Origin of the sequence: Kitasatospora viridis (genome assembly GCF_007829815.1) — a bacterium.
Classification (GTDB): domain Bacteria; phylum Actinomycetota; class Actinomycetes; order Streptomycetales; family Streptomycetaceae; genus Kitasatospora; species Kitasatospora viridis.
In genome coordinates, this window is record NZ_VIWT01000001.1 from 5,220,420 (window position 1) to 5,242,290 (window position 21,871).

The following is a 21,871-nucleotide window of genomic DNA, read 5'->3' on the forward strand; positions in this document are numbered from 1 at the left end:
ACTTAGGTAACCCTAACCAGGTGGCCGATCCACCTGACGACACGACCGGGGGGACCTCATGACCGATCAGCCGACCCGCAGGACGCCGCGCGCCCGCGAGGCGCAGGTGCTGCGCACCGAACGGATCACGCCGCACATGGTGCGCTTGGTCCTCGGCGGTGCGGGGCTCGCGGACTTCGACGCCGCGGAGTTCACCGACCACTACGTCAAGGTGCTCTTCGCCCCCGCGGGAGTCGCCTACCCGGAGCCGTTCGACCTGGCGCGGATCCGCGAGGAGCACCCGCGCGAGCAGTGGCCGGTCACCCGCACCTACACCGTGCGCGCCTGGGACCCGGCGCTGCGCGAGCTGACCGTCGACTTCGTGGTGCACGGCGACGAGGGCCTGGCCGGCCCTTGGGCGGCCCGGGCCGAACCCGGCGAGACGGTGCGCTTCCTGGGCCCCGGCGGCGGCTACGCCCCGGACCAGGACGCCGACTGGCACCTGCTGGCCGGCGACGAGAGCGCGCTGCCCGCGATCGCGGCGGCCCTGGAGCGGATGCCGGCGGGCGCCCTGGTGCACGCCTTCGTCGAGGTCGCCGACGCCGCGGAGGAGCAGAAGATCGACTCGCCCGCCGCCGTCCGGCTCACCTGGCTGCACCGCGGCGACCGCCCGGTGGGCGAGCCGCTCGTCGAGGCCGTCCGCGCACTGGAGTTCCCCGCCGGCACGGTGTCGGCCTTCGTCCACGGCGAGGCCGGCTTCGTCAAGGAACTGCGCCGCCAGCTCCGCCTGGACCACGGCGTCCCGCGCGAGCGGCTGTCCGTCTCGGGCTACTGGCGGCTCGGCCAGAGCGACGAGGCCTGGCGGGCGGCCAAGCGCGACTGGAACGCCCAGGTGGAGGCCGAGCAGGAGCAGGACGCCTGAACCAGGACGGCGCCCCGGCCCCGGCCCCGGGTCAGCGCAGGGTCAGGGTGCGCCACGGGCTGCTCGGCGACCGCACCAGGGCGGTGTGGGCGTCGAGCGCCTCCTGGTAGACCTTCTCCGGCGCGTTCCGACCCATCGTCAGCACCCGGCCGAGGACGTAGGCGGCGGACAGGCCGAACCAGTTGGGGTAGGTCTGCGCGCACGCGCCGCCGGCCTGCCGGATGATCCGCTCCGCGCCCTCGCGGTCGCAGAACCCGCTCGCCTGGCCCCAGAAGCCCATGTTCACCGCGCGGCCGAGGTTCCAGGCGGCCTGGGTGTGGATGACGCCGTCGTGCGGCAGCAGGCCGTCGCGGCGCAGCCAGCCCTCGCAGCGCCCCACCAGGCCGGCCACGTCGAGCAGTTCGTCGCGGGCCCGGTCCGGGCTGCCCTGCTGCCGGCACCAGGCGAGCACGGCCTGGGTCAGCGCGGTCGGATCGGCGGAGGGCGCCGACTGGCCCGCGTAGTGCAGCCGCAGCGCCAGCACCCGGTCGACCGAGGTGAGCCGGTCGGCGTCGAGCAGGCTGTCGACCTGGGCGTGCCACTGCTCGGCGGTCTCGATGCTCCACCACTTGCGCAGCATCTCGCGCGTCTGCTCGTAGTCCAGCCGGTCGGCGCCCATCGTGTTCCACGGCCGGGCGCCCATCACGGCCAGCTGCGCGCCGCAGGCCAGCGCGCGGGCCAGGTCGCCGTCCAGCGGCTCGGACCGCATGGTGCGGACCGTGCCGAGCAGGTCCTGCCAGGTGCCGACGGTGTCCGGGTTGCGCTTCAGCCAGGCCATGACCTCGCCGACCTTCAGCCGCGTCTCGATCCGGCTGCCGCGGTTGACGACCAGGGTCCAGTCCGGGCTGGTCCTGCCCACCCACGGGACGAGGACGGGCCACATCATCTGGTCGTAGAAGACCCCGTCAGGACGCTGCGCGGGCAACAGCCCCCGGGTGTACACGTCGAGCGTGATGCGGGTCCACCGCTTGCCCTTCACCAGGGACGTACCGCGCACCTGCTGGCCGGCCAGGCGCGCGTCGGCGTGGTCGAGCCGGGACGGGACGAACACGTCGGCGGCGGCGAGCACGGTGAGGAACGACCCGAGGTCGTCGTTGCGCTTCGCCTCGAAGAGGCGCTGCTCCTCGTCGGTCGGCGCGATCCAGCCGTTGGCGTCCAAGACTCCCCCTGAGTGTGCGGACTCAGGCGGTCGAGCCGGTCCAGCCAGGTGGCCGAGGCTAGCGCGTGCGTGCGACCCGGTGCAACGCGGAGATCTGCACCGGGCGCTGACGTCACGTCAGCCCAACTGTCATGGCCGCGCCGGGCAGGACGGTGCCGCACCCGCCGTCGGCGGCTTCTCCTACTATGACCGCCATGAACACTGGGGGGCCGCAGGTACGGCTCATAGACGGCCGGTTCGAACTGCTCAGACGCCTCGGCGGCGGCGGCATGGGACTGGTCTGGCTCGCCCGGGACACCGCCCTGGAGCGCGAGGTCGCCATCAAGGAGGTCCGCCCGCTCGACCCCGCGGCGGCCGCGGCGGATCCGCAGGCCGCACGCGAGACGCGCGAGCGCGTGCTGCGCGAAGCCCGTGCGCTGGCCCGGCTGCAGCACCCGAACGTCGTGACGGTCTATCACATCGTCGACACCGCCGAGCATCCCCATCCCTGGATCGTCATGGAGCTGGTCACCGGCGGCAGCCTCCACGACCGCCTGACGCAGGGTCCGCTCACCGTGCCCGAGGCGGCCCGGATCGGGCGCGGGGTGCTCAGCGCCCTGCGCGCGGCCCACGGCGCCGGCATCCAGCACCGTGACGTGAAGCCCGGCAACGTCCTGCTGCGCACCGACGGCACCCCGGTGCTGACCGACTTCGGTATCGCCGCGATGCACGGCGCGACCGCCCTGACCGCGACCGGCGCGCTCATCGGTTCGCCCGAGTACATCGCCCCCGAGCGCGTCCGCGGCGAGGAGGGCAACGCCTCCTCCGACCTGTGGTCGCTCGGCATGATGCTGTACGTCGCGATCGAGGGCCACCACCCGCTGCGCCGCGGCACCGCGCTGGCCACCCTCGCCGCCGTGCTCGACGAGCAGCTGCCGCCCCCGCAGCACGCCGGCCCGCTCGGCCCGCTGCTGTCCGCCCTGCTCGCCAAGGACCCGGCGCAGCGCCCGGACGCCGAACAGCTGGAGCGCGCGCTGGCCGCCGCCGAACTGCCGGGCGCCGCCTACGTTCCGACCGTCCAGAGCATGCCGCTGCCCCCGCCCGCACCGGGCGCCACGGGTCCGGCCGACCCGCCGCGTTCGCGCGCCTTCACCGAGCCCGCCCTGCGGCGGCGGCGGACCCTGATGGGCGTCGTCTACCTCTGTGCGCTCTTCACCGTCGGCTCGGTGCTCTGGCTCCAGCACCGGGCCGCCAGCACCGCCGACAGCGGCACCGCGGCCCCGCCCGCGGTCTCGATCACGCCCGGAGGCGACTCCGCGACCCCCGACCAGCCCGGTTCCGGCGCGGCGGCGGACCTGCTCACACCCGCCGGCATCCGCGCGGTGATCAAGGGGATGGCCCTGTCCGGCAAGGTCATCGACCTGACCGTCTACCCCGACCACGCGAGCGCCCAGGTGCCCACCGCCGCCGACCCGACGGTCTACGACCAGAGCATGTACAGCAACGGCGCGGCCATCAGCACGGCCGGCGGCCCCGTGGCGCCCAACGCCGTGCCGGTGGACCTCCAGGACTACGACTGGGACGCCCTGCCGGCCCTGCTGCAGAAGGCCCAGGCCACCCTGAACGTGCCGAACCCGACCACGCGCTACGTCACCATCACCTACGACGTGTTCGACCACTCCCCGGCCATCCGCGTCTACCTCGCCGACGACCACGACGGCGGCTACCTCGCCGCCGACCCCAAGGGCAAGGTCCTGGAGACCGTCCCGCGCACCTGAGGTCCGAAGATGCCCTGATCAGTCGGCTGATCAGGGCATCTCGCGCCGCAGGCCTACAGGCCGGCCTGGTACATCCCCGTCTCCCGGTCACGGGAGATCGCGCCCGCCTTGCGCAACTGCTCCAGGTCCCGCCGCACGGTGCGCGGGTCGGGCTGGACCACGTAGCTCGCACGGGCGCGCACCCAGTCCCACGCGCCGCCGTCCTCCCGCATCGCCCGGAGAAGCTGGTCGCGTCTTTCGATCGCCGAGGTGGGTGCGCCGGGGGTGTTCTCGTTCATGCGCCTCATTCTCGCCCAGGCCCGGCACGCCTCCCAAACCCGCACCCGCGGGTGGTCGTCCCGCAGCCGTGCGACCTGGTCCGCCCGCGGCCCGTCCACGCCGGTGCGGCATTCGCGGCGCGGCATTCGGTGCATCACGGGCCGTCCGCCGGCACCTGGGACAGTGCGTGACGTTTGCCTGGGGGAATTACGTGATCGTCGACAAGTGCGCGCCCGTGACCGCCGGAAGCCTCGGGTTCAGTCGGCGCTGGAAGTGCTGCGCCTGTCGAGGCCGAAGTCAGCGCCGGAAATCGTGGCAAGGTCGGCGACCACGGCGTTCATGGGCCGGCTGAGTGCGGCCAGCGCTGTGCGCAGTTCGCCGGCCAATGGCCAGCGCTGCTCGTGGTGCAGGGCCGGCAGCTCTGCGGGGCGGGCGCTCTCATGAGCTTGCAGGAGGGGGTGCCAGCGGGTCAGGAACGGGCGGAGCACGCCGTTGAGCAGCTGGTCGGCGAGGCCCGGTACGTTCGGCACGGCGTGGGGCCGGCTGGGCTCGCTCAGCCCGACGTTGTACTGGCGCAGGGTGCTGCGGGTGAACTCGAAGAGGCTGTGCAACGAGGACAGTGCCTCGCGCAGGCTGCCGGTGTCGGGTTCGAGCTGCTGGGTGCCGATCCGCAGCACGAGTTCGGTCTGCAGATCGAAGGCGGCCATACGGTCCAGGTCGCTGTGGGTCGCGCGGTGCTGATGGGGCATCGACAGCTCCCTTCGAGGGCCGGCTGCTCGCGTGTTCGGGGCGCCGCGCTCCAGGGTAGTCGAGCGGTGGTCGGCGAGCAGGCGAACGGCCGCTGCCCGTAGTTGTGCCGTGCGTGCCGGGTTGGGGTCGTGCTCCGCGAATGCCTGCACCAGGACAGGGGAGACCAGGAATCGATCTGGGGCCTCGTCGGGGCAGTGGACCAGGTGCTGGGCTCGCAGCAGACTCAGTCCCGCCTTCGCGCGGCGCAGCGCGACCGCCGAGGAGGCAGGTTCGACGGACCGCAGCACCTCGGCTGCCAGTCGTGCGTCGATTGTGGCCGGCGCCAGGGCGCAGCCGACGCGCAGCACGTCCAGTGGGAGCGGACCGGCGTCGAGGGCGTCGACCAGCAAGGCGCGGGTGAGGCCGACCGGCCAGTCAGTGGCAGGCGGGTACTGTTTGGCGGCCAGCTCCAGCAGGCTCTGTCCAGGAGTGTGCTGCACCTGGAGCAGCTCGGTGAACGGGTGTTGCTGCGCCGCGCAGCCCGCGAGGTCGAGAGCCAACGGGTGACCACCCAGGCTCTCGCTCAACTGCTTTGCCGCAGTGACCTGTTCGACGTTCGACGGTTCGACCCGTGCGGTGAGCAGCTCGTAGTCGTATGGCGGTTCGAGTTCGCGCAGCTCGACCGAGCGGGCGAGTGAGCTGTAACGCAGACTGCGGGTGGTGAGGAGGGTTCGGCCCTCTGCGGTGGGGGCGCACAAGTTGGCTACCTCGCGGTTGCTCAACCCGTCGGCCAGGCCGTCCAAGACCCACAGATAGGGCAGCCGGGTGTCGCGCAGCGCCCGGTGGACCGCCAGGTCCGGATCGGTGCCGGTCAGGCCGAGGTCGGTGGCGATGCCGGCCAGACCCAGGCGGAACTGGTGCCGGGCGGCTGTGGCCGGACCGTGGCCCGCGCCGGAACTGACGTCCAGCCAGAAGATGCCGCCGGGGTAGGCCGGGGCGAACCGAAGGGCGTACTCGCGGGCCAGCAGCGTTTTGCCGATGCCGGGTGCGCCGTGCAGGACCGCCAGACCGGTCGCCGCGCCGCTGGTCACCAGCGGCGCGTCGTGGCTGTTCAATGCGGTGTGCAAGTGCCACAGGTCGGTGAGGCGCCCGGTGAAGACTGGTGAGGACAACGGGCGCGGGCGCGGGGAGAACGCCGGTGGTGCGGGCGAGGCGAGTATCGGCAGCGGACCGGCGAGTCGGTCGGTGAACGCTCTCACCTGAGCGGCGAACGCGGTGAGCTGACCCGGAGAAGTGGGCAGTGGCCAGTGCCGGGCGTCGCGCAGCTCGACGGGATGGATGTGCTCGCTGCCGGGTTCGGGATTGACGACCAGGACCCGGCGCCGCGGGTCCTGCTCGTGCCACCCGGCGAGGTAGGCCGCCGTCAGCTCCCACTGACAGGCGGGACGGTGTGGGTAGCCGGCGGAGTAGAAGGCCAGCAGGACCTTGGAACGGCCGAGCTGCTCACGGATCGTCGCGCTGATCGGCTGGAAGTCCGGGATCGCGGCATGGTCGACGAAGACGTTCAGGCCTGCCTGCTCAAGTGCGTCGACCAGCGGTGCCACGCGTTCACGGTCGGCGCGGCTGTAGCTGAGGAACACGTCCCACACGGCGGTGTCCCTCTCCTTCGTACCGCGGCTCCTGACGCCCAGGGCTGTTGAGTGGAGTTGCCCGCGCGACGGGCGGTGCCGCACTACAATACTCGGGGACCGGCTAGGGGGGATCATGCGCCGCGCGAAGCGCTCGAAGGCGAAGCAGTTCACCGTCAAGCTCGCGGTTCCGATGATCGGAGAGATCAGCGGAGTCTGGGAGCCAGTGGACGCCGAGCGCAAGGCGGCCTGGGAGCTCTACGTTGAGCTGGTCACTCGGGTGGCGGTGGTCGAACTCGGCCCCGACGAAGGAGTGCTGCGCGAGGCGATGAACTCCCTCTACAGCCTGTTCGCCACCACCCGAGACATCCTGCGCCGCTACGGCCCCGAGGTGGCCCCACGCCGCGACCCCGGCTACGTCAGTTTCGGTGCGCTTGCCGTCACCGTCCTCAATGGCGCCCTGCGCCCGCTTCTGACCCGTTGGCACCCGGTCCTGACCGCCTACGAGGCGGCCCGCCCGGCTGGCCTCGACCCTGTGGCCCATGAGCATGCCTGGGCCGAGGCCGAGCGCCTGCGCGAAGACCTGCGCATCGCCCGGGAGACTCTGACCGACCTCGGCCGTACCTTGGCTGAGGTCGCCGGCGCGGGAGATCTGATGACGGTCACCGTCGTCCCGAAACAGCGGGGGGGGGGTGAGCGGCTGATGGTCCGCCACCTCCGGGTCAGTCCCGGGGAACAGCCTCGGCCGGGAAGAACCCGAACCGCTGCCCGTCCCGTTCACGTTCACGCTCGATGCCCTGGCAAGAGCCCGCCTGCCCTCAATGCCGATGCAGCAGTTCTCCCGGTACGGGCGCGAGAAGTGATGGCTCCCTGGTACCCGAATAGCCGATGTGTAGCTCCTGTCGGGCTCGCGTGGTCAGTACGTAGTACGCCATGCGAAGACCTGCCGATGTCGGGTCAGTGACGGCGTCGAGGTGTGCGTCGGGAACGACGACGGTGTCGAAGCTGAGCCCTTTGGCGCTGGCGCGGTTGATGATGACGATGCCCGGGCGCGCGAGGTCGATAGTTCGGTACCGGCCTTGCACGGCTTGTGAGGTGTAAAGCTGAGGCTTCAGCCTGGGGGATACGCGTTCCAGCTGGGCGAGTAGGTCCAGCTGTGCCTGAGTGGAACTCAGAACGACGCCGATGTTCTGACGTGGGTTGTGCTCGGCGAGGCCGACGAGCAGATTGGTGGCGGCGTTCGGCCGGGAGAACCGGTGCAGTCGGGGTGGCGGTCCGGCGCGTTCGGGCAGCGGGGGCGGCGTCACGCCGATGTGGAAGTGGGCTGCCAGGGCTGCGATCTGACGGGTGTTGCGGTGATTGCCACTGAGGTCGTGGTGGGTGCAGTCGCCGAGGCTCTTGGCGATTTCGGCGAGCGTGGAGTGGGTCTCGGTGAGCCGCTGGCACTCGTCCGCGTACACCGTCACCCGGATTCCGAGGATGCGGCAGAGTCGGTAGAACGCGGGCGGCAGGTCCTGACCTTCGTCGACCACCAGGTCGGTCTCGGCGGGTGGCGCGGCCAGCGCGGCGCGTTCGTACAAGGCCGGCCAGTTGAACCAGCCGTCAGTAGAACGGGGGGCGCCTTCGCCGTACCACTGTGTCAGCCACGCGTGCGCGGTCGCCACCCGCACCGGTTCGTCCTGCGGGCCGACGGCCGAAACGCTGGGCGCGATGGCTTGGCGGAGCAGGTTGGAACGGGTGAGCAGCGCCGTCGGTCGGCCGGAGAGAGCCAGCATGACGGCACGTTGGGTGGCAAGCACGCTCTTGCCGCTGCCGGGCGGGCCGCTGACCAGGTGGTGTCCGTCGAACGGCAGGGCAGCCAGGGACTCACGCTGAACGTCGGTCAGATCGAGATAGGTCAGGGCGGTAGTCATGACTGGGGCTCACTCCACTGCAGCGGCCGCGGCAGCACGGGCGGCGGCCACGACGGGTTCGAAGAAACCGGGGACGTTCTCGCCGCCGACCACGAGCGCCCGGTCGAGTAGGGCGTTCCCGGTCTCGCAGCTGGTCTCCGGCAGCAGGGCGCAGGCATGGCACGCAGCGCGGTTGAGATTGCCGAAGCCCTGCCCGGTGTGCTCTGAGCAGAGCGGGTCGGCGGAGCACCAGGCACCGGCCTCGATCGTCCGCAGCAGCGTCTCGGCGAGCTGCGGCGGCTCGCCCTGCCGGACGAGCCCGCCAAGCGTGCCCTCGGCATCGCCTGCCGCCGTGTAGACCAGAACGCCGTACTGGTCGTACTCGGGGCGGGCGTACACCCGCTCACGCAGGCTGGAGGTCGTGTAACCGGACTCGAAGGCGAGTTGTCGTACCAGGAGGTGGGCCAGCGTGTGCAGGAGGACGAAGCGCGGGGCGAGTACCTCGCCGGTGCAGCTCCTGAGCCGGTCCTGCTGGAAGGAACGCTCGAGATCGGCCCGCATCCCGGCAACGCGACGGCGGACCGCCGGGTCCTCCTCCCAGTCGCCGAGCCGCTCCCGGTCGAGGGTGATGAACAGTCCCTCGCCGAAGGCCTCCACCGCGGGCAGCCACCTGAGTCGGCGTGCCGTGTCCGCCGGGACGAAGGCAGCGTCCGGTGAGACCCGGCTGAACCCCGACAGTGCGCGGACCTCCCGCAGACGATCTGCCAGCACCACCCGGCCGAACCTCTGTTGCAGCCCGGCCCAGGGTTCGGCGGTCTCCTGGTCCAGGCCGAGCGTGGTCTCTCGGAGCGCGAAGTCCCGGGTGGCGGGCGGTACCGGCGCGGTGAAGGCGACCCATTCCTCACGGCTGAGGTCGGGGCGGCCCGGCACCGGCTGGTCCTGGTTCGCGGGGGCGGGTAGCGGAGCCCCGGTCTCTTCGGCGAGGAGCAGGTCGATCAGGGCGTCGTCGGCCCCGGTCTCCTCCTTGAGCAGGTCGCGGAAGACCGCGGCCCGGGGCCCTTGGGCCGCGCGGCACAACGGTACCCAGAGGTCACTCTCCAGCACTCGCTTGGTCAGCGCCTGGTCGGTGGCGGGCGGCGCGTCGCTCTCGGGGATGTCGAGAGCGGAGTGCACCACGGGGTAGTAGAGGTTGCCGGCTGTTCGCTGGACGATCTGGACGGGCTTCGTGCAGTCCACGGCCTCACCAGCCCGCTGCCACGGGTTGCGGCCGGAGCAGCGCAGGCCGTGGGTGCCGAGGACGTCGAGCAGGTCTCGGGAGGCTCCACAGCCCTTCGCCATGCACTCGACGGAGAGCGCTTCGAGGCCGGCGGCCCGTTCGGCGACCCGGAACCGGAGCTGCTCGCGCGAGGTGCAGCCCTGCCGCTCGGTCGGCGTGCGCCGCGAGTGCGCCCAGAACCACCAGTCGACATCTGCGAGATGACCGGACGCGCAGATCTGCACGAACCGCATCGGTGCCAACTGCCGCACTGGTGTGCAGGAGGGGCAGCGCGGCCGGACACCGTGCTTCTCGTCCGCGATCCGCCAACGCACCATCCGTCGGCAGGAGCCGCAGAACAGCCAGGAGGGGAACCGGATGTACGGGGCACCCGCCGTGTCGGGCCGGTCGTACCGGTCGTCGAGCGCGGCCGGTGCGGCGAAGAAGCCCGTGACTCCCAGTCGGTCGGCGAGCCGGCGCGACTCGACGGGCTGCCGCTGCCGGGGCCAGTCGCCGATGCCGGTGGCGACGAACGACTCGCCTTGGATGTCGAGGACCGCGCCGACCCCGAAAGGCAGCACCGTCTGCGACTGACGTACCCTCAGGCGCCTGCTCACTGGTCGGATCCCTTCACCGTCACCTGGCACTCCCGGTCGACGTTGCGCATGGAGTTGGGGGTCTCCCACAACCCCCCGTACTGCTCGAAGCTCTTCAGCAGGTTGGACTGGCCCTTGCCCTGGTAGCGGTAGTGCAGCTCCTTGCCGGTGGCTACGGCGTCGCGCGCCGCCTGTTCCCAGACCGCCAGCAGCTCGGTCGCCTCCGCCCGGACGCTCAGGGCGGAGGCGGGATCGCCGGCGGCCGCGCGGGCGGCGAGCTCCTCTATGAGCCGCTCGGCCTGCGGCAGGAACCGCAGGATGTCACCGGCTTGGTTCTCGGCGCGCAGGCCGAGACGGTGGCGGACCAGGATCACCAGGGCGGCGTGCAGGGCCCGGCGCCGGGCGGGCATCGACCACGGGGTCACACTAGTCGGCTCCACCTGCCGGTACAGCGAGCGGTGGTACACGTCGAAGGTCTCGTAGTGCGAACGGTCCCGCGGCCTCGTCGCGTTGAAGAAGGTGACCACCAAGCCCGGAACAGCATGCCGGCCCACTCGGCTGGTGGCCTGGATGTACTCCGCCGTGGTCTTCGGCTGCCCCTGCATCAGCATCAGGGCGAGCCGCTTCACATCGACGCCGACCGAGAGCATGTTGGTGCAGGGCAGGAACGACACCGCCTGCGGGTCGTTCCAGGGCTTCTCCAGACGGTCCAGCAGAACCGGCTGCTCGGCGCGCGGCAGGTTGCTGGTCAACTCCTGGACCTGACGGTCGATCAGCTCGCGCGTTCCGCGGCCGTCGTCCAGCCCGGTGAGCTCTGCCGGGATGTCATCGGCCGCGGCCGTGACCGTACGGCCGAGCTCGCGCAGGCTGTGGTGGTAGGCGACCAGTGTCCAGTAGTCGTCCCGGTGGTCCTCGGGCAGTTCCCAGGCACCCTGCAGCATCGCGGCGGCGGTGGCCACCGCGGCACGACCGGCGGTGTGCCCCTGCGCCATGACGCCCAAGTACCGGCGACCCGGCCGGGAGTTGTCCGGTTCCGCGAAGTACGAGTGCCGGGCGTCGATCCCCGCGGGCGGGAAGAGCTGCACGTCCGTGCCGTACAGCGCGCGGACCTGCTCGCCGGAGCGGCGGATCGTGGCGGTCGACGCCACCACCTTGGGACCGGTGCCGTCCGGGGCCGAGCACAGGCCCAGCACCGCCGACTCGTACAGGCCGACGGTCGTTCCGAGCGGTCCGGTGAGCAGGTGCAACTCGTCCTGGATGACCAGCGACGGCGCCCGGTGTCCGAGGCCGGCGCCGAAGAGCCGCCCGGCCTCCGGCTCCCAGGCCAGGCGGGCGAACTTGTCGACCGTGCCGAGGACGAAGGTCGGCGGACGGTCGTACAGCTGCTGGTCGACCACGGAGACCGGCAGCTCGTCGTGGAAGGTGCACTCGTCGCGGGGGCAGAAGAAGGCGAAGGAGTCGACCGTGGAGCGGATGCCGTAGTCCCCGTGGTCCGAGGACTTGTGCGCGGGCAGGATCCGGGTGCCGCACCACGGGCAGCGGTCGAGGATGAACACGTCCTCCGGTCGGGCTGCGGCGCGCACGTCCTCGAAGAGGCCGTGCGCGGCCTTGTAGGAGTTCGCCGACGTGCTCTCGCCGACCCACAGCCCGATCGAGAACGGTTCCGCTCCGTGGCGGTCCGGATCGGCACGGCGGATCACCTCCAGCGCGCAGATCGTGGTTGCGGCACGCTGGAACTGCTGGGTGGTGAGCAAACTGAGGGTGTACCGGCTGAGCACTGCTGTTCCGCCGCCGTCCGCCTCCCGCCGGCGCAGCAGCATGGTGAAGGTGGCGAGCAGTAGATAGGCCTCCGTCTTGCCGCCGCCGGTGGGGAACCAGATCAGGTCGGTGATCCGCCGGTCCGGGTGGTGCGGGTCGGCGATCCCGTCCAGCGACAGGAGGAAGAACGCCAGTTGGAAGGGCCGCCAGCAGGCATCGGCGCGGGGTTCCGGGGCGAGCGGCACACCGCTCCCGCGGCGGGAGTGCCGCTCGCCGGCGAGGTCACGCGCGGAGTGCCGCATCTGGAGCGCCATCGCGCGATTGGCGGTCCGGAACGCCTCCAGCAGCTCCGGCCGGGAGGGATCGCAGAGCGTCTGGACGCCCGCCTCCATCCGGCGGACCGCCGCACCGATCCGGTCGGTGATCCGCTGTGCCGCCTCCCGGCCCCATTCCGGGACCTCGGCGAGGCACTGGCCCTCGTACCAGGCGCGGTAGTCGGCGGTGAACCTGTCGAGTTCGAGGCGGAGCTGCCAAGGCGGCACGGCCGGGTCGGCGAGGTGGGCGAGGTTCAGGACCGGAGCGCTGGAGAGCCCGGACGCCCGGATGTCGGACACCTCGGTCTCGGGCATCAGCGCCGCGTTCAGCGCGACCACCTGGTCGCCGTCCGAGACCTCCTCGACCGCACAGCCGTGGCCGACCGCGTGCGTGCGCACGTGCCGGTACTGGAGCCGTAGCTCCCGTTCCTCAGGGTCCCGGCTGGCGAGGCGCACGCTCGGGTACTGCCGGATCGATCCGTCCACCGGCCGCACACCGAGGCCGACCTGGAAGAGCATCTGGTCCCACTGCGCGGCCCGGCCGAGTGCCGCCTCGGTGCGGGCCGTGTTCACCAGCGACACGGTGACCAACTGCCCCGCCCCGAAGGGGCGTCGGCGCATCCGCAGCTCGGCCCGGCCGTCGAGTACCGTGATCCGGTCGCGCTCCGGCCCGAGGTGCTGCGCGGCCGCTGGCGGCAGCGGAACCCGCTCCCAGTACCGGCCGCGTTCACCCTGCCGGGTTACGTACCGCGCGGCCTCGCAGTCGACTGCGACGGTGGTGGCGTCGGTGTAGAAACTGAGCCCCAGGGACGACGGCAGCCAGGCGTTGGACTCGGGCAGCGGGTCGGCGGACGGACTCGTGTCCGCTGCGCCCGACTCCGTGCCGGGGCCGTCGGCCTCCTCGGCGGAGATCGTCAACTGCCTCTGGAGATCGGCGTTCTGGGGGTAGAGGGTGCCGAGCAGGTACTGTCGGTCCGGCGGCGCGTCGAGGACCTCGTCCGTGCCGTGGGCCGGCCCGACGAGGCGGCGGCGAAGGTACTCGACGAGTTCGTCCCTGGGCTCCACGCTGCTGTCCGTTCTCGGATTCGGGTGTTCTGGCTGATGGTTGTGCTGGGTCGGTCCGTGGTGGTGGCCCACTACTCGGTATCGAAGAGCGCGAACTCCAGTTGCTCGGGCCTGGCAGTTGCGGCCCCGACGGCCCTGGAAGCCGGGCTCTCTTCGGCGCTGGACAGGTTCGCCGGCTGCGGTCGGGCCGAGGGCCTCGGCGCGGCGATCGGTCGCGGAGCAGCACCCACCCGCCGCCGCTGGCGGCGGCGTACGGTCGCGGTCGGGTCGGGTGGCCATCCCACACCCAGCGCTTCCAGATCGAACCGGCGATGAGCAGGAAGCCCGAGACCGCCGATACCGCCGAGAAGGAGCTGCTTCGCCAACCAGGCCCCGAGCGGGAAGCTGCCCTCGATGGTCTGCAGGGTCGGACGGACGTGCCCCTCCCGCTCCCGGAACGCCCGCAGCGCCTCGATGCCGACCGCCCAGTCCTGCTTCCGCAGGTCCTTGACGATCGCGTTGACCGGGTTGGCCGTCGATGACCGGTGCCACGGGTCGTCGAGCATCTGCTGCATCGCGACGGCCGGAGCGCCCGTCCGGCTGGCGAACGCGAGCCGCAGTACAGGCACGACCTGCGATTCCAGCTGGCGGATCCGCTCGCGGGTGACCTCGAGCTCCTTGCCGATCTGGTCGAGAGTGGCGGGCTCGTTCCCGTCCAGCCCGAACCGCATCACCACGATCCGCCCGTAGCGTTCGGGAAGCGTGTCGACGGCGGCCAGGACCTCGGAGGTGGTCAGGGCGGAGAGCACGGTGTGCTCGACGCCGGGGATCACTGTGCGGTCCTCGATCAGGTCGCTCAGATGAGTGCCCTCGCCGATCACTCGATCGAGGGAGTCGCTGCACCTGCTCAGCTGCCGGATCTGGTCGACCTTCTGCACCGTGAGATCGCAGGCCACGGCCACTGCTGCGGCGGGCGTCGGCAGTCCCTTGGCACGGAGTTGACGTTCGGCGCGGGCTACCTTCTGCATCTGCTCGTGCATGTGGACCGGGATCCGGATGGCGTTGGACTCGTTGGCGATGCCCCGGGTGATTGACTGCCTGACCCACTGGGTGGCGTAGGTCGAGAACTTGTAGCCCATGGTCGGATCGAACCCTCGGGTGGCACGCAGGAGTCCGAGCATTCCGAGCTGGGCGATGTCGTCGTAGTCCATCCCGTCCAGTGAGTACTGGCGGGCCTGGCCGTGGACCAGTCCCTGGTTGTGCACCATGAGGCAGTCGCGGGCTCGCCGGCGCTCGTCGGACGGGTCGAGACGGTTCAGCTCCGCGTCCGTCGGCTCCTCATGCAGTCGGTCCGGTCCGCCGCGAACCAGGACGATCAGGCCAACCTCCTCGATCGCGGTGAGGATGCGCTTGGCGGTGTTCCGTGCGAACCGGTCCTCGGCCAGGATCGCGCGAGCAGCGGAGACAGCGGCGTCCAGGTCGCCGAGCACAGTCGGTGCGGGGGCCGGCGAGGATTCGGGTTCGGGCCCGCCGACCGGGGTGGGAGGCGGTACGGTGGTCTGAATGACCGTCACCAGAGCTCGTAGCTGCGCTCCTTCGGGCTCGGAGAGTCCGGCGAGGCGGATGACGCCTTCGGTCGCCCGCATGGTGACCGTCCCGTTGTCATCGGTGAAGCGTTCGAGTAGCCGGCGGGCCAGCGCGATCCGTGACGACTGGACGACCTGCGCCGGCCGCACCGCCTTCGTCGCAGGTGCGGCCTTCGCCGGCTGCCGCCTGAGGGGCCCCGTGACACGGGCAGGTTCGCCCACTCGGATCTTCAGCCGCCCCAGCTCCGCCAGCAGTCGCCCACGCTCCGCCTCGCCGAGCCCGAGCGCCTCGGTCTCGCGCTGGAACGCCTGCTGCGGCACGACGCCCTGCACCGCGGCCTGCTGGAGGTTGGCGTACATCGTGGCGAGCGCCGACCGCAGATCGGGGCCGGTGGGCTGAGAGGCAGCCGGACGGTCCATGTCACCTCACATCGGTCCGGATGTGGAGAGGCGTCGAGCCTCAGTGCACGGCGAGCCTAGCGTCAGTCTGTTGACGGTGTCAACGCATGTAAGCCATGGCGTACACAGTGCTCGCTCGTGTACGGTTCTCGGTGTCACCGCCCCGTCTCGGCTACTCTGCCGCCATCACGGGCTGGAGCCGGTGGCATACGGAGCGAGTCCGGTGATGGAGGAGAGGCAGTGGGCGTGGAGTTGATCGGCGACCGGTTCCGCCTGGTGGGGGCCATCGGCTCCGGCAACATGGGGGAGGTGCACAAGGCCGAAGATCTTCGCGCCCCCGAGGGATCCGCGGACCGCACCGTCGCCGTCAAGACGATCCTCCGCCGCCGCTCCGGTGCTGCCGTCGACACCTACGGTGACGCGAAGGCCGTGGCGCGGTTCGCCCGGGAGGTGCGCATCATGCGCCGTCTGGATCACCCCCACCTCACCCGCCTCATCGACGGCGGCGTGGACGAGTCCCACGGCGGCCTGCCCTACCTCGCCATGGAGTACCTGGACGGCGAGACGCTGCGTGACCTCATCGAGGAGGAGCGCCGGCTCCCCGTCTCCTGGGCCGCCGCGATCGGCGCCCAGATCGCCGACGGATTGGGCGCCGCCCATGCCGTCGGCATCGTCCACCGCGACCTCAAGCCCGCCAACGTCATGCTGACCAGGGGTGGCACGGTCAAGATCCTCGACTTCGGGATGGGCCGGATCGCCGACGACCCCGAAGACACCCGGCTCACCAGCACCGGCGTCGCTGTCGGTACCGCCCGTTACATGGCGCCCGAACAGTTCCAGGCGGTGCTGGTCACCCAGGCCGCGGACCTCTACGCCTTGGGCTGCCTGCTCTTCGAGATGCTCACCGGCGTTCCGCCTTTCGTCGGGCAGGCTCCGTACGAGCTGATGCGCAAGCACACCGAGGAGGCGCCCACGCCGGTGCGGCTGCTGCGCCAGGACGTGCCCGCGGAGTTGGCCCGACTCGTCGACTGCCTGCTCGCCAAGAAGCCGGTCGACCGTCCCGCTGACGCCGTGGCCGTCCGGGATGCCCTGCTGCCGCTCACCGCGCTGGATGACGATGTCTCACAGCTCGCCTCCTGGAGCGCCTTCGACCCGGTTCGGATGCTGCGCAGCGCCCAGCCCGCCGATCTTGGCGGGGCAGTTGGCGACGAGTCCCCGAGTGCCACTGCCCCAACCGCCGGCATGGACGTGTTCGGCCTCCACCGCACCCTCATCAAGGACTACCGCGCTTTCACCGAGGGCGGCACAGTGATCCGCGACGAACGGATCGCCGCGTTCGTCGAAAAGGACCTGAACGCCAAGTCGCAGTGGCCCGACCCTTGGCTGTCCCTCAACCCGTTCTTCGCCGGCGGCGGCACCGTGCTGGAGCTGGCGGGTCAAGGCGTGCTGCACGAGGAGTGCGCGCGGATCTTCCAGTCGCGCAAGACTGAGCGCGGCACGGTCTGCGACGGTCGGCCGCTGACGCTCCATCAGCACCAGCGGGAGGCGGTGGAGGCCGCCGAGTCGGGTGCCTCGTACGTGCTGACCACGGGCACCGGATCCGGCAAGTCCCTCGGGTACATCGTGCCGATCGTGAACAAGGTGCTGAAGGACCGCCGGGCCGAAGGCGCGAAGCCGGCGGCCGGCGGCCGGGGGAAGGTCCGGGCGATCATCGTCTACCCGATGAACGCGCTCGCCAACAGCCAGCTCAAGGAGCTGGACAAGTACCTGCTCGACGGCTACGGCAAGGGCCGGGAGCCCGTCACCTACGCTCGCTACACCGGGCAGGAGGACGACGCTCGCCGCAAGGAGATCCGCGACAACCCGCCGGACATCCTGCTCACCAACTACGTGATGCTGGAGCTGATGCTCACCCGGCCCGACGACCGCCGGAGCCTCATCAAGATGGCCAAGGGCCTGGAGTTCCTGGTCTTCGACGAGCTGCACACCTACCGCGGTCGCCAGGGCGCCGACGTGGCCCTGCTCGTCCGCCGCGTCCGCGAGGCCTGCCAGGCCGGTCGTCTGCAGTGCGTGGGCACCTCGGCCACCATGTCGACCGAGGGCTCGTTGGAGGACCAGAAGAAGGTCGTCGCGAACGTCGCGTCAACTCTCTTCGGCACCAGGGTCGATCCTGCGCACGTCATCGGCGAGACGCTGGTCCGTGCCACGGACGAGACTCCGCAGTCGATCCCGCCGGAGTGCCTCGTGGACCCCACCGCCCCGCGGGCGTACGCCGAGCTGGTCCGGGACCCGCTCGCACGCTGGATCGAGACCCGCTTCGGCCTCGCCACCGACGAGGCCACCGGCCGCCTGGTCCGCCGTCAGCCCGCCAAGATCGAGGAGGCCGCCGCGGAGCTGGCCGAGCACAGCGACGTGCCGGTCGACCAGTGCGACGCCGCGATCCGCGCCACCCTGGAGGCCGGCTCGCAGGCCCGCCACCCGGTCACCGAGCGTCCGTTGTTCGCCTTCCGGCTGCACCAGTTCCTCTCCAAGGGCGACACCGTCTACGTCACCCTTGAGGACAAGGCGTCCCGCCACCTCACTCGCGCCTACCAGCTCGAACAGCCGCGTTCCGGGGGCAAGTTGCTGATGCCGCTCGCCTTCTGCCGCGAGTGCGGCCAGGAGTACCTGACGGTGTGGCGCACCGATCAGGACGGCGAGGTGCGGTACCAGGCACGTCGCGACACCGTGGCCACCGGTGGCCGCCAGGGCGACGGTTATTTGTACGTCGATCATGACCGCCCGTGGCCGCTCAGCCCGGACGTGGCGATCGCCGACCGCCGCCTCCCGGAGTCGTGGCTGGAGATCGACGACAAGGGTCAGGAGGCCGTCCGCAAGTCGCACCGGGACCGGGTGCCGCGCGCCGTGACGGTGGATCCGTACGGCGCCGAGGGTTACGGCGAGCTGCAGGCTGCCTTCATCCCGTCCCCGTTCCTGTTCTGCCTGCACTGCGGTGTCGCGTACGAGCAGACCCGCGGCAAGGACTTCGCCAAGCTCGCCACCCTCGACCAGGAGGGCCGCTCCTCGGCGACCTCGCTGATCTCCGCCTCCGTCGTCCGCTCGCTGACGTCGGTACCCGCGGAAGCGCTCGACAAGGAGGCACGCAAGCTCCTCACCTTCGTCGACAACCGGCAGGACGCCTCCCTGCAGGCCGGCCACTTCAACGACTTCGTGCAGATCACCCAGCTCCGCGGTGCCCTCTACCGCGCGGCCTGCGCGGCCGGCGAGGACGGCCTCCACCACGAGGAGCTGGCCTCTGCCGTCGCCAACGCCCTCGCGCTGGAGCCGGCGCACTACGCCGGTGACGCGGCGGACCTGCCGCCCGCGCTGGCCCGCAACGCGGCCAAGACGCTCCGCGACGTCATCGCGTTCCGGCTCTACCTGGATCTGGAGCGCGGCTGGCGGATCACCATGCCCAATCTGGAGCAGACCGGCCTGCTGGAGATCGGTTATGAGGACCTGGACTGGGTGGCGGACCGTCAGGACCGCTGGGACCGCACCCACCAGGCCCTGCGTGACGCCGATCCCGCGCTGCGGGCCGAGGTCATGAAGGCGCTCCTCGACGAGATGCGCCGGTCCCTCGCCATCGATGTCCAGTACTTCCGCGAAGACTTCGACTCACTGCAGCGGGCCAGCGAGGAGCGCCTCATCGACCCCTGGGTGCTGACCAGGACCGACAGCCCCAAGGTCGGCATCGCCTACCCCCAGCCCTCGCGCCCCGGCCTGGACCGCTCGGCGCTGTTCCTGTCCGCTGCCGGCAAGTTCGGCAAGTACCTGCGCCGCACCGACCGGGCCTTCCGGGAGCTGGACAAGGGCGATCTGCAGCTCGTCATCGAGGAACTGCTGAAGGTGCTCTGCAAGGCAGGGCTGGTCAAGGAGGTCTCCGAGACCCCGCAGCGCTCGGGACGCTTCCGCAGCTCCTCCGGACCGGCCGTCACCGGCTACCGGCTAGCCGCGCAGTCGCTCATCTGGCGCGCCGGCAAGGGCGAGCGGGGCGCCCACGACCCGCTCACCCGCACCTACGCCAGCGGCGACGGCCCCCGCGTCAACACCTTCTTCCGCGACCTCTACCAGAACGCGGCCGGCGCCCTGGCCGGCCTGTTCGCCCGCGAGCACACCGCCCAGGTCGACCCGACCGAGCGTGAGAAGCGCGAAGAGGCCTTCCGCAAGGCCGACCTGAAACTGCTCTACTGCTCGCCGACGATGGAGCTGGGCGTGGACATCTCCTCGCTCAACGCGGTCATGATGCGCAACGTCCCGCCGACCCCGGCCAACTACGCGCAGCGCTCCGGCCGCGCCGGCCGCAGCGGCCAGCCCGCCCTTGTCGCCACCTACTGCGCGACGGGCAACAGCCACGACCAGTACTACTTCAGGCGGTCCGAGCGCATGGTGGCGGGTGCCGTCGCTCCGCCGCGCCTCGACCTGGCCAACGAAGACCTCGTGCTCTCCCACGTTCAGGGCATCTGGCTGGCCGAAGCCGGTCTCAAGCTCGGCCGGGCCGTGCCCGAGGTCCTCGACATCTCCTACCCGGAGACCGGTGACCGTCCCGACCCCGCCCTGGAGCTGCACCCCGACATCCACGCCGCTTCGCGCGACGTTGACGCCCAGACGAGGACGATCGCAGCCGCGTACCAGGTGCTCGGTCCCCTGCTGCTCGACTTCGCCAACACCACCTGGTGGGACGAGCGCTGGATCGAGGACCGGGTGCGCACCGCCCCCGACCGGTTCCACCACGCCTTCGACCGCTGGCGAGAGCTGTACCGCGCCGCCCTGGACGACCAGTACGTGCAGAACAAGCGGGTCCTGGACCACAGCCTCACCGAGGGCGACCGCAAGCGCGCCGTCGGCCGCCGCAGGGAGGCCGAGACCCAGCTCAACCTGCTCAAGAACGAGAGTGCGGAGAACAAGTCCGTGCTCTCCGACTTCAACCCGTATCGCTACCTGGCATCCGAGGGTTTCCTCCCCGGCTACTCCTTCCCCCGCCTGCCGCTGGCCGCCTACATCCCCACCACCGGCCGCCGATACGGCGAGGGCGACTACCTGCAGCGCCCGCGGTTCCTCGCGATCCGCGAGTTCGGACCCGGCGCGCTCATCTACCACGAGGGCGCCCGCTACCAGGTCACCCGGATCCAGCTGCCGCCGGACTCCACCGGTGACATCACCACCAGCGAGGCCCGGCGCTGCGAGCACTGCGGCTACCACCACGAGCCGCGCAATAGGGACGACCGCTGCCAGATGTGCGACGAGCCGCTCGGCGCTGCCACTTACGGCCTGCTCCAGCTGCACACCGTCTACACCCAGCGCCGCGAGCGGATCTCCTCGGACGAGGAGGAGCGGCGCCGGGCCGGCTTCAAGTTGGAGACCTCGTACGCCTTCCAGGACCACGGCACCCGCAAGGGCCGTCAGGACGCCAGGATCGCGGACGAGACCGGCCCGCTCGCCCTGCTGGCGTACGGCGACTCGGCGACAGTGCGGATCACCAACGTCGGGCGGCTGCGCGCGAAGAAGGACGACCCGGCCGGCTACTGGCTGGACGCCGCCGACGGCCGCTGGATGAACGACCGCGACGCTGCCGATGCCTCGGGCGACTCCAGCGAGCTGCCCGTGGTCGACGCCGACGGCAACGAGAAGCGCCGCAAGAAGCGGGTGATCCCCTACGTGGAGGACCGCCGGAACATCCTCGTCCTCACCCTCGACGAGCCGCTGCCCGAGCCGATCGCCGTCTCCCTGATGTACGCGCTGGAGCGGGGCATCGAGGCCGCCTTCGAACTGGAGGACTCCGAGCTCAGCAGCGAACTCCTGCCGCCGAACGACGGTCCGCGCAACCGCTTCCTGTTCACCGAGGCCGCCGAGGGCGGGGCGGGCGTGCTCCGCCGTCTCCAGGCGGAGCCGGACGCGCTCGCCAAGGCGGCACGCCAGGCGCTGGCGATCTGTCACTTCGATGAGCTGGGCGCCGACCTGGGCGGTCCGCACCCGGACCGGCCGTGCGAGCGCGGCTGCTACGAGTGCTTGCTGACGTACGGCAACCAGCTCAACCACGGGCTGATCGACCGCCGCACCGTCCGCGCCCTGCTGCTGCGGCTCGCGTCCGCGAATGCACGGCGGGACGAGCGCGGCGAGTCCCGGAGCGAGCAGTTCCGGCGCCTGCTCGCCGAGCAGGTCGAGCAGGTAGCGGCGCCGGCTGTCCCGGACGAGTCGCCGCTGGAGCGCGACCTCGTCACCTGGCTGAAGGAGCGAGGGCTGCGGCTCCCCGACGGAACGCAGACCCTGGTCCGCGAGGCGAACGCGATGCCGGACTTCATCTACCGCATGCCCGGCGTGAACGTCGCGATCTTCTACGATCACCCTGACACCGAGACGACCGCGCTGCGCGACGCGGACGCCGAGGAACGGCTCTACGACGCCAACTGGGATGTGATCCGCTTTCCGCACGACGGCGACTGGGAGGCCATCGCCGCCGACCACCCCCGCTACTTCGGCACCGCCCACCCGACCGCCTGACCACGGAACCGACGAA

10 protein-coding genes are annotated in these 21,871 nt (G+C 71.1%); 3 read left to right on the plus strand and 7 right to left on the minus strand.

Going from position 1 to position 21,871, the window contains the following annotated elements; all coding sequences use genetic code 11:
- The first annotated feature begins 58 nt into the window (after nucleotides 1–58).
- Nucleotides 59–901 (plus strand): siderophore-interacting protein, encoded by an 843-nt coding sequence (locus FHX73_RS23525; protein WP_145906900.1) that lies wholly within the window; start codon nucleotides 59–61, stop codon nucleotides 899–901.
- 31 nt (nucleotides 902–932) lie between these two features.
- On the opposite strand, the gene FHX73_RS23530 is transcribed toward FHX73_RS23525, so the two are convergent.
- Nucleotides 933–2,099 carry a DUF1266 domain-containing protein gene (locus FHX73_RS23530; protein WP_145906901.1) on the minus strand — a complete coding sequence of 389 codons (1,167 nt, stop codon included), beginning with the start codon at nucleotides 2,097–2,099 and terminating at the stop codon, nucleotides 933–935.
- Between the two features lie 194 nt (nucleotides 2,100–2,293).
- On the opposite strand from FHX73_RS23530, the gene FHX73_RS23535 reads away from it, so the two are divergent.
- Nucleotides 2,294–3,856, plus strand: a complete 1,563-nt coding sequence (locus FHX73_RS23535) for a serine/threonine-protein kinase (RefSeq protein WP_145906902.1) — start codon at nucleotides 2,294–2,296, stop codon at nucleotides 3,854–3,856.
- A gap of 53 nt (nucleotides 3,857–3,909) precedes the next feature.
- Here FHX73_RS23535 and FHX73_RS23540 read toward each other — a convergent pair whose 3' ends face one another.
- From FHX73_RS23540 to FHX73_RS23570, 6 genes are all read right to left on the minus strand, one after another.
- Nucleotides 3,910–4,134, minus strand: a complete 225-nt coding sequence (locus tag FHX73_RS23540) for a hypothetical protein (protein WP_145906903.1) — start codon at nucleotides 4,132–4,134, stop codon at nucleotides 3,910–3,912.
- 237 nt (nucleotides 4,135–4,371) lie between these two features.
- Nucleotides 4,372–6,576: a tetratricopeptide repeat protein gene (locus tag FHX73_RS23545; protein WP_170305011.1), complete on the minus strand. Its 2,205-nt coding sequence runs from the start codon at nucleotides 6,574–6,576 to the stop codon at nucleotides 4,372–4,374.
- A gap of 713 nt (nucleotides 6,577–7,289) precedes the next feature.
- A complete protein-coding gene (locus tag FHX73_RS23555; protein ID WP_145906905.1) occupies nucleotides 7,290–8,384 on the minus strand; it encodes a DEAD/DEAH box helicase in 1,095 nt (364 codons plus the stop codon).
- A gap of 9 nt (nucleotides 8,385–8,393) precedes the next feature.
- Nucleotides 8,394–10,235: a DrmB family protein gene (drmB, locus tag FHX73_RS23560; protein WP_145906906.1), complete on the minus strand. Its 1,842-nt coding sequence runs from the start codon at nucleotides 10,233–10,235 to the stop codon at nucleotides 8,394–8,396.
- A complete protein-coding gene (locus FHX73_RS23565) occupies nucleotides 10,232–13,351 on the minus strand; it encodes a helicase-related protein (RefSeq protein ID WP_145906907.1) in 3,120 nt (1,039 codons plus the stop codon). Before FHX73_RS23565 ends, drmB begins: the two co-directional genes overlap by 4 nt.
- Before the next feature lie 71 nt (nucleotides 13,352–13,422).
- A complete protein-coding gene (locus tag FHX73_RS23570; protein ID WP_145906908.1) occupies nucleotides 13,423–15,336 on the minus strand; it encodes a sigma-70 family RNA polymerase sigma factor in 1,914 nt (637 codons plus the stop codon).
- A 279-nt stretch (nucleotides 15,337–15,615) separates the two neighbouring features.
- Here FHX73_RS23570 and FHX73_RS23575 point away from each other — a divergent pair, with 279 nt between their 5' ends.
- Nucleotides 15,616–21,855, plus strand: coding sequence for a protein kinase domain-containing protein (locus FHX73_RS23575; protein WP_425461448.1), 6,240 nt, complete (start codon nucleotides 15,616–15,618; stop codon nucleotides 21,853–21,855).
- Nucleotides 21,856–21,871: the final 16 nt, after the last annotated feature.

Bases quoted from the DNA above. Each gene is read 5' to 3' on its own strand.
- FHX73_RS23525 (WP_145906900.1), top strand. From the start codon at position 59: ATGACCGATCAGCCGACCCGCAGGACGCCGCGCGCCCGCGAGGCGCAG.
- FHX73_RS23535 (WP_145906902.1), top strand. From the start codon at position 2,294: ATGAACACTGGGGGGCCGCAGGTACGGCTCATAGACGGCCGGTTCGAA.
- FHX73_RS23540 (WP_145906903.1), bottom strand. From the start codon at position 4,134: ATGAACGAGAACACCCCCGGCGCACCCACCTCGGCGATCGAAAGACGC.
- FHX73_RS23555 (WP_145906905.1), bottom strand. From the start codon at position 8,384: ATGACTACCGCCCTGACCTATCTCGATCTGACCGACGTTCAGCGTGAG.
- FHX73_RS23570 (WP_145906908.1), bottom strand. From the start codon at position 15,336: ATGGACCGTCCGGCTGCCTCTCAGCCCACCGGCCCCGATCTGCGGTCG.
- FHX73_RS23575 (WP_425461448.1), top strand. From the start codon at position 15,616: ATGGGGGAGGTGCACAAGGCCGAAGATCTTCGCGCCCCCGAGGGATCC.